The sequence below is a fragment of the Polaribacter sp. Q13 genome (assembly GCF_016858305.2).
In the GTDB taxonomy this organism is placed as follows: Bacteria; Bacteroidota; Bacteroidia; order Flavobacteriales; family Flavobacteriaceae; genus Polaribacter.
This window is the reverse complement of the sequence record NZ_CP074436.1, coordinates 1,827,878-1,841,878: the sequence shown is the minus strand read 5'-3', so window position 1 is coordinate 1,841,878 and position 14,001 is coordinate 1,827,878. Positions and strand designations below refer to the sequence as shown.

Sequence of the window (14,001 nt, the reverse complement as noted above, 5' to 3'; positions counted from 1 at the left end):
AACCTTGCCAATCTTTAATAAGGAGGTGTTTTTTTTTTTTTTGAACTTTACTTTTTTTAATTTACAAGAAAAAAGATCCAATCAGAATCATTCATTGGAGAAGTATTGTCAATAACTTTCTAATTAATGGCAACGTGTTTGTACAAGATTAGTTGCGTTGTTTAAATACTTAATTTAGTAAATAATTACCGAATAGAAAATCCCAAAGAATTTTCGTAAATGTGCCAAAACCAAGCAATTAATTTTGTACGGTGTTGTAATTTGTTATATTGTTCAACTCAAAATTCGAATATTATTAACTGGGATTATTTCTATCTTATTCAAAATAGTATCTCTAATAATTAGTCTAAAATCAAATTTCTTATATCTATCCAATAAATCAAAATCATTTTTTACTCGATAATTTATTCCATTATGAAATCTTTTTAGTAACTCATCTTTTGATAGAATTTTATAATTATCTATTTTACTCAGATTAGTTATTATTGATTTCTTTTCTTGATTTTTTTTGAAATATATAAATTTTGAATGATTACAAATTAAGTAAGAATCTTTTATGCTTCCGTGCCATATTATTTTTTGATTACAAGCATTCAAATCTTTGTCATAAATAAAATAGATTCTTTCTGGATTTCTCGGAATAAAAATTAAAATCATTAATATAATCAAAAGTACTGACGCTATTAAGTATTTGTATTTTTTCATTTTCAAGATTAGTTATTTTATACTCAACTCGTAATTTTTCATTCGTAATAAATTACAACATCTATTAATACAAACTTTTATATTTACTAGGGTTTGCTTCATTCATCATTTCATAAATTTTCTCATAAATATCTTCTGCAGATGGTTTGGAAAAATAATCTCCATCTGTACCATACGCTGTTCTATGTTCTTTAGCAGTTAAAGTTGCGGGTTTGCTATCTAAAAACATGTAACCATTTTGGTTTTCTACTATTTTTTGCAGAAGGTAAGCAGAAGCTCCACCGGGTAAGTCTTCATCAACTATTAATAACTTATTCGTTTTTTCTAAGCTTTTTACACAATCATGATTTATGTCAAAAGGCAGTAAACTTTGTGCATCTATAATTTCTATATTAATATCTGCTTGTAGTAATTCTTTTGCAGCTTGCTCAACAATTCTTAATGTAGATCCGTAAGAAACAACTGTTAAATCGGTACCTTGTTTAATTGTTTCTACAACGCCAATTTGTGTTTTGTAATCACCTAAATTTATGGGTAATTCTTCTTTTAATCGGTAACCATTTAGGCATTCTATAACTAAGGCAGGTTCGTCTCCTTCTAGTAATGTATTGTAAAACCCTGCTGCTTTTGTCATGTTTCTTGGTACTAATACATGAATTCCTCTAACATTATTTATAATTCCTGCCATTGGCGAACCAGCATGCCAAATACCTTCTAGTCTATGGCCACGAGTTCTAATAATTAATGGCGCTTTTTGTTTACCAAAAGTTCTATAGTGTAAAGTTGCCAAATCATCACTCATAATTTGTAGAGCGTAAAGTAGGTAATCTAAATATTGAATTTCTGCAATTGGTCTTAAACCACGCAGTGCTAAACCAATACCTTGGCCTATAATCGTTGCTTCTCTAATACCTGTATCTGCAACTCTAGTTTCGCCATATTTCTCTTGAAGCCCCTCTAATCCTTGATTTACATCACCAATAAAACCTGCATCTTCACCAAAAATAATTACTTCAGGGTATTTTTTTAGAATGGCATCAAAATTATCTCTCATGATTATTCGTGCATCAACTAAAGTTTTATTTTTAGCGTAAACAGGTAGCTTTTTAGGCACGTTTAAAGCGTTAAAACTAGATTCGCTATGCAGGTGTGATGAGAATTTTTCTTCAGCAACTTTTAATGAGTTTTTTATGAAATTTTGAAGCAGTATTTTTTCTGCAAAACTTTCATCTTTTAAGTAACGAAGTGTTTTTCTTGCAGTAGATAAAACATCTTTTCTAGTTGGTTCTACAATAGAAATTAAATCTTTTATATGTTTATTGATAAAACTGCTATTTTTACTTTTGTTAGCAACTTTTTCTAATAATTGAGTGGCAGTATTTACTTCTGATTTTATTTCATTAATAAATGCGTTCCAGGCATTTCTTTTGGCGCTAACAACCTCTTTTTTAGCTTTTTTTTCTAGAATAATAATCTCTTCTTCAGATTCTACAAAGCGTAAAACTTCTCCTGTTTCTGTTTCTAGTTCAAAATTTAAAATCCAGTGTCGCATTTTAGTAATGCAATCATGTTCTTTTTCCCATGCAAGTCTTTCTTTTCCTTTGTATCTTTCATGAGAACCCGAGGTAGAGTGACCTTGTGGTTGTGTAAGTTCTTTTACATGTATTAAAATAGGCACATGTTCTTCTCGTGCAATTTTCGCTGCTTTGTTATATACATCAACTAATTGAACGTAGTCCCATCCGTTTACAACAAAGATTTCTAAACCATTTTTGGTGTGGTCTCTCTCAAACCCTTTTAAAACTTCAGAAATACTTTCTTTTGTTGTTTGGTGTTTTGCGTGAACAGAAATTCCATATTCATCATCCCAAACACTCATTAACATTGGTACTTGTAAAACTCCAGCTGCATTTATAGTTTCAAAAAAAACACCTTCACTGGTACTTGCGTTTCCAATGGTTCCCCATGCAACTTCATTTCCGTTTGTAGAAAAGTTAGATTTATGTTGTACACTTTTTTCTGTTCTGTATATTTTAGATGCTTGTGCTAAGCCTAGTAAACGAGGCATTTGACCTGCTGTAGGTGAAATGTCTGCGCTAGAATTATATTGTTTTGTTAAGTCTTTCCAACTACCATCATCATTTAAACTGTGTGTGGTAAAATGCCCACCCATTTGTCTACCAGCAGACATTGGTTCTGCTTTAATATCTGTGTGTGCGTATAAGCCAGCAAAAAATTGTTGTGGAGTTAATTCTCCAATAGCCATCATAAAAGTTTGATCTCTATAGTAACCAGATCTAAAATCGCCCAGTTTAAAAGCTTTAGCCATTGCTAGTTGTGGAACCTCTTTTCCGTCTCCAAAAATTCCAAATTTTGCTTTACCTGTTAAAACTTCTCTACGGCCTAATAAACTGCATTCTCTACTAATTTTAGCAATTCTATAATCATTTAAAACTTCAGTTTTAAAATCTTGAAATGAAAGTTTTTGTTTATTCTCTATAGGTGTTTCCTGCAACATTTTTATGAGATTTTTAAGGTCTTACAAAGATAGTTTTTTTAGTTGATATTGAAAAATATAAATATTTATTAAGAATTATGTAAAATTTACATGAATTATATTGTTTTTGTTGAAAATATTTCAAATAAAAACAAAACTAATTGTTGTTAATTTAATAAAATCCACGTTTAAAAAAGTTATAAATAGATTTTAAATCTGCAGATAATGAAAATCTTATTTTTTGTGGGTAGGCTGCTTGAGATACTTCCCAACCATTGTTGGAGTAGAAGGGAAAGTAAATTTCGAAAATCTCATGTACAAAGTTAAAACGAACTCCGTTTTCATAAGCAAAATATAACGGGTGGTTTTTGTTTTTTAAGAAAGCTACATCATTATAAACCTCTATCCATTTCCATAATCCAATGCTAGAATTATTAGAAACCATAAATTGATTTGCAAATCGTGTAGGAAGCACAGATTTAAATCCTCCTTCGGTTATGATATATTGCTGGCTAAAAAAACCAGAACTTTCAGATCTCCCCAAGTAATTTAATTGAAATAAATAATCATTACTTCTATCTAAGCCAAAATTAAAATAATCCCCTTCAGTTTTATTTTTAAAAAATAGACCTGCAAAAAACCTAAAATCTAATTGGGTATCTGAAGTTGTTAAAGTTCTAAATCTAAGATCTAAGGAAGCTTTAGAGAAATTTTTAGCAAATTCTGTGTTAAAATTGTATCTAAATTCTTTAATGATGTCTGGGTTAGAATAATTATAACTTAGACTAAGAATGCTATATTTATCTTGATCTGTTTTAATAGCATCTGGGGCAATCTCTTTTTCTATATGAATTAATTTTGCTCTAAGGGACTTTGAAGAAACATCTCTTAAGGTTTTTCTTTTAAAAGTAATAGCTACATACGGAGTAAAAGATTTGTAAGAGAGGTTTGCGGCATAGTCTGATGTGCTACCAGATAGCCCATAAGCGACTCTGTAAATTTTTGTTTTTTCGAAATATTGATTATAAAGTAAAGAAAAACTACCTATAACTGTGTTACTTTTTGTTGCGTAATAAGGAGATACTTTAAATTCGAAGTTTCTTTTTATTAGGGGTCTATTGTGTAATTTAACACCCAAAATTAAACCGTTATAAAAATTGTAATTCACATCTGGTTGGTAAAAAATTTGATTGTAATTTGGGCTACTTACATCTTTTAAAAAAGAAAGCTTAATTGGTTTGTTAAGTATTTTTTTGTCAATTTTTTTCCAGTTATTTAAAGTGTTTAACTCTGGATACAAATTTTCATAATTTAAAACAAAAGTATCGTAATTACCTTTTTTAAATTTAACAATTTTAGAACTGTCAACATTAGAAATCCATTTTTTTAATTTTATTTCTTTGTCTTTGATAGCATAAATAGCTAAGGGAGTTGTTAGGTTTCTTTTGTTTTTTATAGTTACAGAAATACTGTCCTTTCCAATTTTTATTTTTTCAATTTTATGATCTATTTTTTTATTTGTTTTTACAAAATCGTTAAAAAACCAATCTAAATTTTTAGTAGTTTTAGAAGAAAGTAATTGATTAAATTTATTACTTGAAATTATTTTTAATTGGTTGTTTTGGTAGAACTCTTGAATTGTATTGTTTAAAATACTATCACCTAAATAACCTTTTAAAAAGCGAAGCCCTAAACCTGCTTTGTATTTACTAACAATTTTTCTATTAAAATTAGAAAGAGAATCTGCAGAAGTATTTAATGCTTGGTCTAAAAATTTACGAGCCGTAAACTGGTATACAAAAGGATATTTATCATTAAAATCTAATTTAGAAATATTAAATCTTTTTGCAAACCAAGAATTAGAAACTTTACCTAAAAGTTTTACTTCGGGGTAATATTCTTCTACATATTCGATCATTAAATAGTTTTGTATTCCGTCTATTAGCCAGTAATCTTTTCTTTTGTTTAAGAGTAAGGTATTTTCTATATACCTTTTTGTTAGTGCCTTAAACATCGTAATATCCCATTTAAAAGTATCGGAAAATGGGCGTAAGAAACTAGGTAATTGATTTAAACCATAGATAGGGTTTTTACTTTGAGTTGCTTTATCAATAAAAATTTCTACATGAGGGTATTTTCCTAAGTATTTTTGAATAAAAAGTAGCTCTCTATTTAAGATGCTTGTTGTTAAATTGAAGTCTAATTCTTTAGAGAAAACATCTGTATGTACAGTAACTGTTTTTGTAGTGTAGGTTTTTAGTTGCTTTGTTTTGTTAATTCCAATAATAACATCTGTTTTGTTTTTTCCAACTAAATAGTAACTGTTTGTTTTTTCTTTTTTAGTTTTATATTGGTATAAATTAGATTCTACAATAAACGCATTAGGAACATCTATTTCAATTTTAAAATCAGTGCCTTTTTCGTATAAATCATCTAAATTTAAATTACTCATTAATTGCCAACCTTTGTTATAAATTGCTGGTGTTAAATACCAATTTCTAAGATGATACCCTGTTTTTGTTTTACCATATTTTGTAAAACGAGCATTGGGCATTTTTATAATATAGGTAATAGATATGGTTATTTTAGAATTAGGATATAGAGGTCTGTCAAGTTGAATTTCTAGTATGTCTGCTTGTTTGTCAAGTTCTTTATAAAAAACGTTTTCAAAATCTACATAAAGACTTTTTATGGTTGATGAACCTAATTCTTCTTCTTTAGCAAAGTATAAATCTTTTCTAAAATCTTTAATAAAACGTTTAGATAAAGGTGTTTTTCTATCTCTGTAGCTATTTGCCCAATTATGCAGGTAAACTTTTGTTAATATAGAATCTGAAGGGTTGTAAAAAATAATTTCTTGTTGAATTTTTAACTCGTCTTTTTCTGTATCTAATTTAGATTTTATGCTGATAGCGTTCTGTTGCGAAAACACAAAAGAGGTTGCTAATAAGCATATTAGTAATATGTAATAACGATTTTTCAAATAAATCTTTATTGTTTATAAGTGGTTCATTTTACAAAGCCTATCTTGTGAAAGAAGACGGGCTTTATAAAAGTTGAAATTATTTTAATTCTCTAGAAATTAGGTTTAAAGTGGTATTTATCGTAGAAGTTATTTAGATGTTCTATAGCTTCTTCAGCAGTATCTACCAATCTAAAAAGGTTCAAATCCTTTTCACTAATATTTCCTTCTTCAAGAAGTGTGTTTTTTATCCAATCGAATAAACCACCCCAAAACTTTTTATCAACCAAAATAATTGGGAAACGACCAATTTTATGTGTTTGAATTAAGGTAATGGCTTCAAAAAGTTCATCCATCGTTCCAAAACCACCAGGCATTACTACAAAACCTTGCGAGTATTTTACAAACATTACTTTTCTAACAAAAAAGTAATCGAAATCTAAACTTTTTCCTGGGTCTATCCACGGGTTGTCATGTTGCTCAAAAGGGAGTTCAATATTTAAACCAACTGAGCTTCCTTTTCCTCTATGGGCACCTTTGTTTCCTGCTTCCATAATTCCAGGTCCTCCACCAGTTATAACACCATATCCATTTTGTGTAAGTTGGTATGCAATCTCTTCTGCTAAGATATAATGTGGATTATCTGGTTTTGTTCTTGCGGAACCAAAAATGGATACAGAAGGTCCTACTTTACTTAATTTTTCATAACCTTCTACAAACTCTGCCATTATTTTAAAAATAGCCCAAGAATCATTTGTTTTTATTTCATTCCAGGTTTTTGTTTGTAATTTTTCTTTTATTTTTCTATCGTCATTTGTCATGCTCTATAATTTTTTAAATTTTATATAGTTCCTTTTTTTCAAAAAAGAAATGCTTGCTAAAATAGTTCTTTTTCAACATTACAACTATTTCCTTATAGTTAATTTTTAGTTTAATTCCTTTTTAAGGAATTTAGCAGTGTAACTCGTTTTGTGTTTTGCTACTTCTTCTGGGGTTCCAGTACATAGAATTTTTCCACCTTTTTTTCCACCTTCCATACCAACATCAATAATATAATCGGCTAATTTTACTACATCTAAATTGTGTTCTATTATTAAAACGGTGTTTCCCTTATCTGCTAGTTTGTTTAGAACATCCATTAAAACTCTAATGTCTTCAAAATGAAGTCCGGTTGTAGGTTCATCTAAAATATAAAAAGTGTTACCAGTATCTCTTTTAGATAATTCAGATGCCAATTTAATACGTTGTGCTTCTCCTCCAGAAAGAGTGGTAGATTGTTGTCCGAGGGTTATATACCCTAATCCAACATCTTTAATGGTTTTTAGTTTTCGGTGTATTTTAGGGATTAGTTCAAAGAAATTAGTGGCATCTTCAATAGTCATATCTAAAATATCAGAAATAGATTTTCCTTTGTATCTAATTTCTAGAGTTTCTCTGTTAAATCTTTTTCCATGGCAAGTTTCACATTCTACTTGTACGTCTGGCAAAAAGTTCATTTCAATAACTCTAACTCCACCTCCTTGGCAAGTTTCACAACGTCCGCCTTTTACATTAAACGAAAAACGACCAGGTTTGTAACCACGTATTGCTGCTTCTGGTGTTTTTGCAAACAGACTTCTAATTTCTCCAAAAGTTCCTGTATAGGTTGCAGGGTTAGAACGTGGAGTTCTTCCAATAGGAGATTGATCAATAGCAATTACTTTATCTACATGCTCTAGGCCTTCAATTTTCTTGTAAGGCATCGGTTTTTTTACACCTCTATATATATGAGCATTTAAAATAGGGTATAAGGTTTCGTTTATTAAGGTAGATTTTCCACTACCTGATACTCCGGTTACACAAATCATTTTTCCCAAAGGAAACTCAACCGAAACATTTTTTAAGTTGTTTCCTGTAGCTCCTTTTAGTTTGATGAATTTTCCATTTCCTTCTCTACGAACTTTAGGAACCGCAATTTCTCTTCTTCCTGTTAAATAATCTGCTGTTAAGGTATTTTGTTTTTTTAATTCCTCAAAAGTTCCTGAACTGACTATTTCGCCACCATGTCTTCCTGCTCCAGGACCAATATCGAACACAAAATCTGCGTGTTCCATCATGTCTTTATCATGTTCTACCACTAAAACAGAATTACCAATATCTCTAAGTTTTACCAAAGAATCTATCAATTTTTGATTGTCTCTTTGGTGTAATCCAATACTTGGTTCATCTAAAATATATAAAACACCAACTAATTGAGATCCAATTTGAGTTGCCAAACGTATTCTTTGTGCTTCTCCACCCGAAAGAGATTTAGAGGTTCTGTCTAGTGTTAAATAATCTAAACCAACATCTAGAAGAAACTGAATTCTGGTTCTAATTTCTTTTAAAATTTCAGCAGCAATAATTAGTTGTTTTTTTGATAAACTTTTTTCAATATTTTTAAACCATTTTGCAAGTTCAGTAGCATCCATTTGCGCTAAATCACTAATGTTTTTATCGATAATTTTAAAATGAAGTGCTTCTTTTTTTAGTCTTTTTCCACCGCAGGTAGAACAAGAAACTTCATCCATAAAACCTTTAGCCCAACGTTTTATAGTAGTGCTTTCTGCACTTATGTATTGGTTTTCTATGAAAGAAATAATTCCTTCAAAATCTATTTTATAATTTCGGGTAACTCCGGCTGCTTTAGATTCAATTTCAAAAGATTCGTTTCCACCATTTAAAATTACGTCCAAGGCTTCTTTAGGAATGTTTTTTATAGGATCTGTTAATTTGAATTGATAACGCTCTGCAATATTTTCTAATTGTTTAAAAATCCAACTGCTTTTTTGTGCTCCTAACGGAATGATTCCTCCATTTTGAATGGAAATTGTATTGTCTGGAATTACTTTTTCTAAGTTAATTTCATTGGTAATTCCTAATCCATTACATTTATCACAAGCGCCTTTTGGTGAATTAAACGAAAACGTATTAGGCTCTGGATTTGGATATGCAATACCCGATGTTGGGCACATTAATTCTCTACTAAAATAACGGGGGTTATTGTCATCTATATCAATAACCATCATAATGTTATTCCCAGAATACAAGGCCGTTTTTATGGTTTCTTCTAAGCGTTTTTCTGCAGATTTATTAATTAGAAGCCTATCTATAACAACTTCTATATCATGCGTTTTATATCGGTCTAAACGCATTCCTTTTTCTATTTCTTTAATTTCTCCATCAACCCGAACACGTAAAAAACCTTGTTTAGATATTTGCTCAAAAAGTTCGCGATAATGTCCTTTTCTAGATTTTACTAAAGGTGCTAAAACGGCAATTTTTTTATCAGCAAAATCGGTTAAAATAAGTTGTCTAATTTGTTCATCAGAATAACTGACCATTTTTTCTCCCGTATTATAAGAGTAGGCATCGGCAGCTCTAGCAAATAATAATCGCAAAAAATCGTAAATTTCTGTAATGGTACCCACGGTAGAACGCGGACTTTTGTTAGTCGTTTTTTGTTCTATGGATATTACGGGAGAAAGTCCGTCAATTTTATCAACATCAGGGCGTTCTAATCCACCTAAAAACTGACGGGCATACGCAGAAAAGGTTTCTATATAACGTCTTTGTCCTTCGGCATAAATAGTGTCAAAAGCTAAAGAAGATTTTCCACTTCCGCTTAAACCGGTAATAACAACTAGTTTTTCACGAGGAATTTTTACATCAATATTTTTTAAGTTATGCACTCTTGCTCCGTATACTTCTATATATTCTTGGTCTTTCAAATGAGATGTTTTTTGGAAAAGGCAAAGTTAAAGAAACCAATTTTAATTTAAGGAAGATTGGTAAACGCTTTTAGTCTTAAACTTTTTGTAAAGTTCTGGTTTTAATAAAAACAGTAAACTAAAAAGTGTTGTTATCAATTGATAAAATACTATCTTGCATTTAAATATTACAACCTAAATGATAGATAATATTCGACACTTTTTTGAAAGAAATGGATTTCATGTTTCATCAAGATTAGCTGATAGAATAGGTATGAGAGCATTAAATGTGCGATTGTTTTTTATTTATGTTACCTTTTTTACAGTAGGTTTGTCTTTTGGTTTTTATTTAACGATGGCGTTTTTATTTAAGTTAAAAGATATGTTGTATACCAAAAGAAGTTCAGTATTTGACTTATAGTATATGAAAATAAAGGTATTAGATTCTAAAATCAATAAAACATTATTTTTAGTTGTTACTATTATTGCAATAGGTACAATTGGGTATATGTTGCTTTCTCATTATACTTTTGTAGATGCACTGTATATGACAGTAATAACAGTTACAACTGTTGGTTTTGGAGAGTTAAGACCATTTTCTGCAGAAGAAAAGGTTTTTACTATATTTTTAATTTTAACTAGTATTACTGTTTTTGGGTATGCCGTTTCAGCCTTTTCAGAATATTTAGTGAGCGGTAGATTATTTGAACATTTTAAGCACAGAAAAGTGGAGAAAAAAATAGCCAATTTAAAAGGACATACCATTGTTTGTGGTTATGGTAGAAATGGAAAACAAGCAATTTTAAAATTAACTAATTATAATAAAGACTTTGTTGTAGTTGAAAAAAACAAGGAAAGAACTGAGATTTTAGATTCTTTAGAAATCTTAAATATTAATGGAGATGCTACTTTAGACGAAACTTTGCAAGCTGCGGGTATAGAAAAGGCATCTTATTTAATTACGGCTTTACCGTCAGATGCTAATAATCTATTTGTTGTTTTAACGGTAAGTCAGTTAAATAAAGATTGTAAAGTTATAAGTAGAGCATCAAATGAATCTTCTTACAGCAAGTTAAAGATAGCGGGTGCAAGCAATGTTATTATGCCAGATAAGTTAGGGGGAGATCATATGGCTTCTTTGGTAACTACGCCAGATGTTATTGAGTTTGTAGACAGATTAACCATTGAAGGAGAAACAACAGCAAATTTAGAAGAAGTAGCGGTTAATGATTTGCCAGGAGAATATTTGAATAAAACGCTCTTAGATTTAGATTTAAGAAAACAAACAGGTTGTACTGTTATTGGTTTTATAGGTCCTAATAAAGAGTATATTATAAATCCGGAAGCAGATTGTAAATTAATTGAGGGCTCTCATTTAATAGTTTTGGGTAGACGAAGTCAAATAATAAAATTAAGAAAACTATTTTAAGTTTTTTGTCGTTATATATTAAAACTTAAAATAAGACCATTTAAGTAAAAAATATAAAATTAAGAATCTATTTATTTATGCATAAAGTTGTTATTACTGGAAGTAATGGGTTGTTAGGTCAATCTTTATTAGAATTATTACTTCAAGAAAAAGACAAATATAAAGTTTTTGGCTTATCAAGAGGGGAGAATAGAAGTGGTAGAAATGATTTTTCTTATATTTCTATGGATGTAACAGACGAAGTCAATCTTAAAAAAACAATTTTAGAAATTCAACCAAACTTTATTATAAACACGGCAGCAATGACTCAAGTAGATTATTGTGAAAGAAATAAAGAAGCTTGTGATTTACTAAATGTTTCTGTTGTAAAATGGTTAGCAGAAGTTTCATTGTCAATAAATGCACATTTAATTCATCTTTCTACAGATTTTATTTTTGATGGAATAAAAGGAAATTATAAAGAAACAGACGCTCCAAATCCATTAAATTATTATGGACTTTCTAAATTGAAATCAGAAGAAATTTTAACCAAATCAAAAATAAATTACACTATTTTAAGAACTATTTTGGTGTATGGTAAAGTATTTGACATGAGTAGAAATAATATTGTGCTTTGGGTAAGAGAAATGTTAGATAAAGGTGAAGAAATTTTTATTGTTAATGATCAGTTTAGAACGCCAACCTGTGTAGAGGATTTGGCACTAGCGTGTAAGATTTCTATGGATAAAAAAGCGACTGGGATTTTTAATATTTCATCAAACGAATTATTAAGTGTTTTTGAAATAGCGCAACAAGTTGCAGTTGCTTTTGATTTAGATAAAAACTTGATTAAGCCTATTTCTACATCCACTTTAAATCAAACTGCACTAAGACCTAAAAAAACAGGTTTCGATTTATCTAAGGCAAATAAAGAGTTGGCGTTTTACCCAAAATCATTCAAAGAAAATTTACAGATATTTAAACAAGCATTGGTGTAAAATCACTTTTAATGCATAAAAAGTTGTTGAAAGGGCTTTTTTTTAAGATATTGCAAGCTACTATTTAAAAATTAATCAAAATAAATTATGAATAAAAAACTTCTTTCACTACTTTTATTAGCAATCCCAATGTTCTCATTTGCACAAGAGGCATCGATGGATGAAAAAATAGAAGCAAAATTTAAGCCTTTTGCAGATGCTGTTAGTTCCGTAGTTTTTTATCCAATTTCAATTGTAGGTATAGATGTTCCAATCGTAATTATTATTTTATTACTTGGAGCATTATTTTTTACATTGTATTTTAAATTTGCTAATATCACCTTATTAGGTGTCGCTTTTCATGCAACTAGAGGTAAATATGATAAGATAGATCATCACTCGGTTGATATAGCCGCAGGAGATGCAACTCCTGGTGGAGATGTTTTTGAAAGTATACAAGCAGAAGGAGTAATAGGTGAGGTTACACATTTTCAAGCCTTAACAGCGGCATTGTCTGCAACAGTAGGTTTGGGTAATATTGCAGGGGTGGCAGTTGCTATTGCAATTGGTGGTCCTGGTGCAACAATATGGATGATTGTTGCCGGTTTCTTAGGAATGTCGACAAAATTAGTAGAGGCTACTTTAGGTGTAAAATATAGAGAAGTGGGTGAGGACGGAAAAATATATGGAGGTCCAATGTATTACCTAAAAAAAGGATTAAAAGAAAAAAACTTAGGTGGATTTGGTAAAGTTTTAGCAGGGTTTTACGCAGTTTTTGTAATTGGAGGCTCATTTGGTGGAGGAAACATGTTTCAGTCTAATCAAGCAGCAGCACAATTTAAACAACTTTTTGGTTTAGATTCTGGGTTTTTCTTTGGGGTTTTAATGGCTGTTTTGGTTGGTATTGTAATTATAGGAGGAATTAAAAGAATAGGACAGGTAACTGAAAAAGTAGTTCCTTTTATGGGAATTATGTTTGTAGGTGCTTCTTTGGTAATTATCATCATGAATCTTTCCATACTGCCAGATGCAATAGCTCAAATTTGGAATGGAGCTTTTAGTCAAACTTCAGTTGTAGGTGGTTTAATAGGAGTAATGATAGTTGGGTTTCAAAGAGCAGCTTTTTCAAATGAAGCCGGTGTTGGATCTGCATCTATTGCGCATGCAGCAGTGAAAACTAAGTTTCCTGCGAGTGAGGGTATTGTGGCATCAATTGGGCCATTTGTAGATACAGTAATCATTTGTACAATGACAGCTGTGGTAATTGTGGTAACCAACTTAAAAAATAACTTATTTAATTACTCAAATTTAGATGAAGGAGGTAATGTAATTATGAATGCTACAGGCAAACATTTAGGAGGGGTAGATTTAACCTCTGTAGCTTTTGATTCTGCAATTCCTAATTTTTCTATTTTGTTAACCATTGCTGTAATTTTATTCGCTTTTTCTACAATGCTTTCTTGGTCTTATTACGGTATTCAAGGATGGAAATATTTATTTGGGAAAAGTAAAATAGTGGATATTACTTATAAAGCATTATTTTTAATCTTTGTGGTAATTGGTGCCTCTTCTAGTTTAGGTTCTGTAATAGAATTTTCTGATGCAATGATATTTGCTATGGTATTTCCTAATGTTATTGGGTTACTCTTATTGGCTCCAAAAGTAAAAGTTGAGTTAAAAAGATATCTAACAGCAATTGGTCATAGAAGTAAAAAATAAATAAT

At 30.2% G+C, this 14,001-nt stretch carries 9 protein-coding genes; 4 read left to right on the top strand and 5 right to left on the bottom strand.

What is annotated here, in order from left to right; all coding sequences use genetic code 11:
* Window positions 1–273: 273 nt before the first annotated feature.
* The 5 genes from JOP69_RS07705 to uvrA form a co-directional block, all read right to left on the bottom strand.
* Window positions 274–705: a hypothetical protein gene (locus tag JOP69_RS07705; RefSeq protein WP_203394008.1), complete on the bottom strand. Its 432-nt coding sequence runs from the start codon at window positions 703–705 to the stop codon at window positions 274–276.
* A 64-nt stretch (window positions 706–769) separates the two neighbouring features.
* Entirely contained in the window at window positions 770–3,223 is a 2,454-nt protein-coding gene (locus tag JOP69_RS07700; protein WP_203394009.1) for a thiamine pyrophosphate-dependent enzyme, read from the bottom strand.
* Window positions 3,224–3,374: 151 nt separating this feature from the next.
* Complete coding sequence (locus tag JOP69_RS07695) at window positions 3,375–6,134, bottom strand: aminopeptidase (RefSeq protein WP_252191209.1); 2,760 nt, start codon at window positions 6,132–6,134, stop codon at window positions 3,375–3,377.
* Window positions 6,135–6,277: 143 nt separating this feature from the next.
* Window positions 6,278–6,985, bottom strand: a complete 708-nt coding sequence (locus JOP69_RS07690) for a TIGR00730 family Rossman fold protein (protein WP_203394011.1) — start codon at window positions 6,983–6,985, stop codon at window positions 6,278–6,280.
* Window positions 6,986–7,090: 105 nt separating this feature from the next.
* Entirely contained in the window at window positions 7,091–9,913 is a 2,823-nt protein-coding gene (uvrA, locus tag JOP69_RS07685; protein WP_203394012.1) for an excinuclease ABC subunit UvrA, read from the bottom strand.
* 178 nt (window positions 9,914–10,091) lie between these two features.
* Between uvrA and JOP69_RS07680 the strand changes: the two genes are divergently transcribed.
* The 4 genes from JOP69_RS07680 to JOP69_RS07665 all read left to right on the top strand — a co-directional run bounded on the left by JOP69_RS07680 (window position 10,092) and on the right by JOP69_RS07665 (window position 13,996).
* Complete coding sequence (locus JOP69_RS07680; RefSeq protein WP_203394013.1) at window positions 10,092–10,313, top strand: PspC domain-containing protein; 222 nt, start codon at window positions 10,092–10,094, stop codon at window positions 10,311–10,313.
* A 3-nt stretch (window positions 10,314–10,316) separates the two neighbouring features.
* Window positions 10,317–11,321 carry a TrkA family potassium uptake protein gene (locus tag JOP69_RS07675; RefSeq protein ID WP_203394014.1) on the top strand — a complete coding sequence of 335 codons (1,005 nt, stop codon included), beginning with the start codon at window positions 10,317–10,319 and terminating at the stop codon, window positions 11,319–11,321.
* A gap of 77 nt (window positions 11,322–11,398) precedes the next feature.
* The gene (locus JOP69_RS07670; protein WP_203394015.1) at window positions 11,399–12,298 is read left to right on the top strand and encodes an SDR family oxidoreductase; all 900 of its coding nucleotides are present in this window, start codon (window positions 11,399–11,401) and stop codon (window positions 12,296–12,298) included.
* Between the two features lie 87 nt (window positions 12,299–12,385).
* Window positions 12,386–13,996 carry a sodium:alanine symporter family protein gene (locus JOP69_RS07665; protein ID WP_203394016.1) on the top strand — a complete coding sequence of 537 codons (1,611 nt, stop codon included), beginning with the start codon at window positions 12,386–12,388 and terminating at the stop codon, window positions 13,994–13,996.
* The last annotated feature ends 5 nt before the right edge of the window (window positions 13,997–14,001 follow it).

Excerpts from the sequence above, each read along its gene's own strand:
- JOP69_RS07705 (WP_203394008.1), bottom strand. The coding sequence starts at position 705 with ATGAAAAAATACAAATACTTAATAGCGTCAGTACTTTTGATTATATTA.
- JOP69_RS07700 (WP_203394009.1), bottom strand. The coding sequence starts at position 3,223 with ATGTTGCAGGAAACACCTATAGAGAATAAACAAAAACTTTCATTTCAA.
- JOP69_RS07690 (WP_203394011.1), bottom strand. The coding sequence starts at position 6,985 with ATGACAAATGACGATAGAAAAATAAAAGAAAAATTACAAACAAAAACC.
- JOP69_RS07680 (WP_203394013.1), top strand. The coding sequence starts at position 10,092 with ATGATAGATAATATTCGACACTTTTTTGAAAGAAATGGATTTCATGTT.
- JOP69_RS07675 (WP_203394014.1), top strand. The coding sequence starts at position 10,317 with ATGAAAATAAAGGTATTAGATTCTAAAATCAATAAAACATTATTTTTA.
- JOP69_RS07670 (WP_203394015.1), top strand. The coding sequence starts at position 11,399 with ATGCATAAAGTTGTTATTACTGGAAGTAATGGGTTGTTAGGTCAATCT.
- JOP69_RS07665 (WP_203394016.1), top strand. The coding sequence starts at position 12,386 with ATGAATAAAAAACTTCTTTCACTACTTTTATTAGCAATCCCAATGTTC.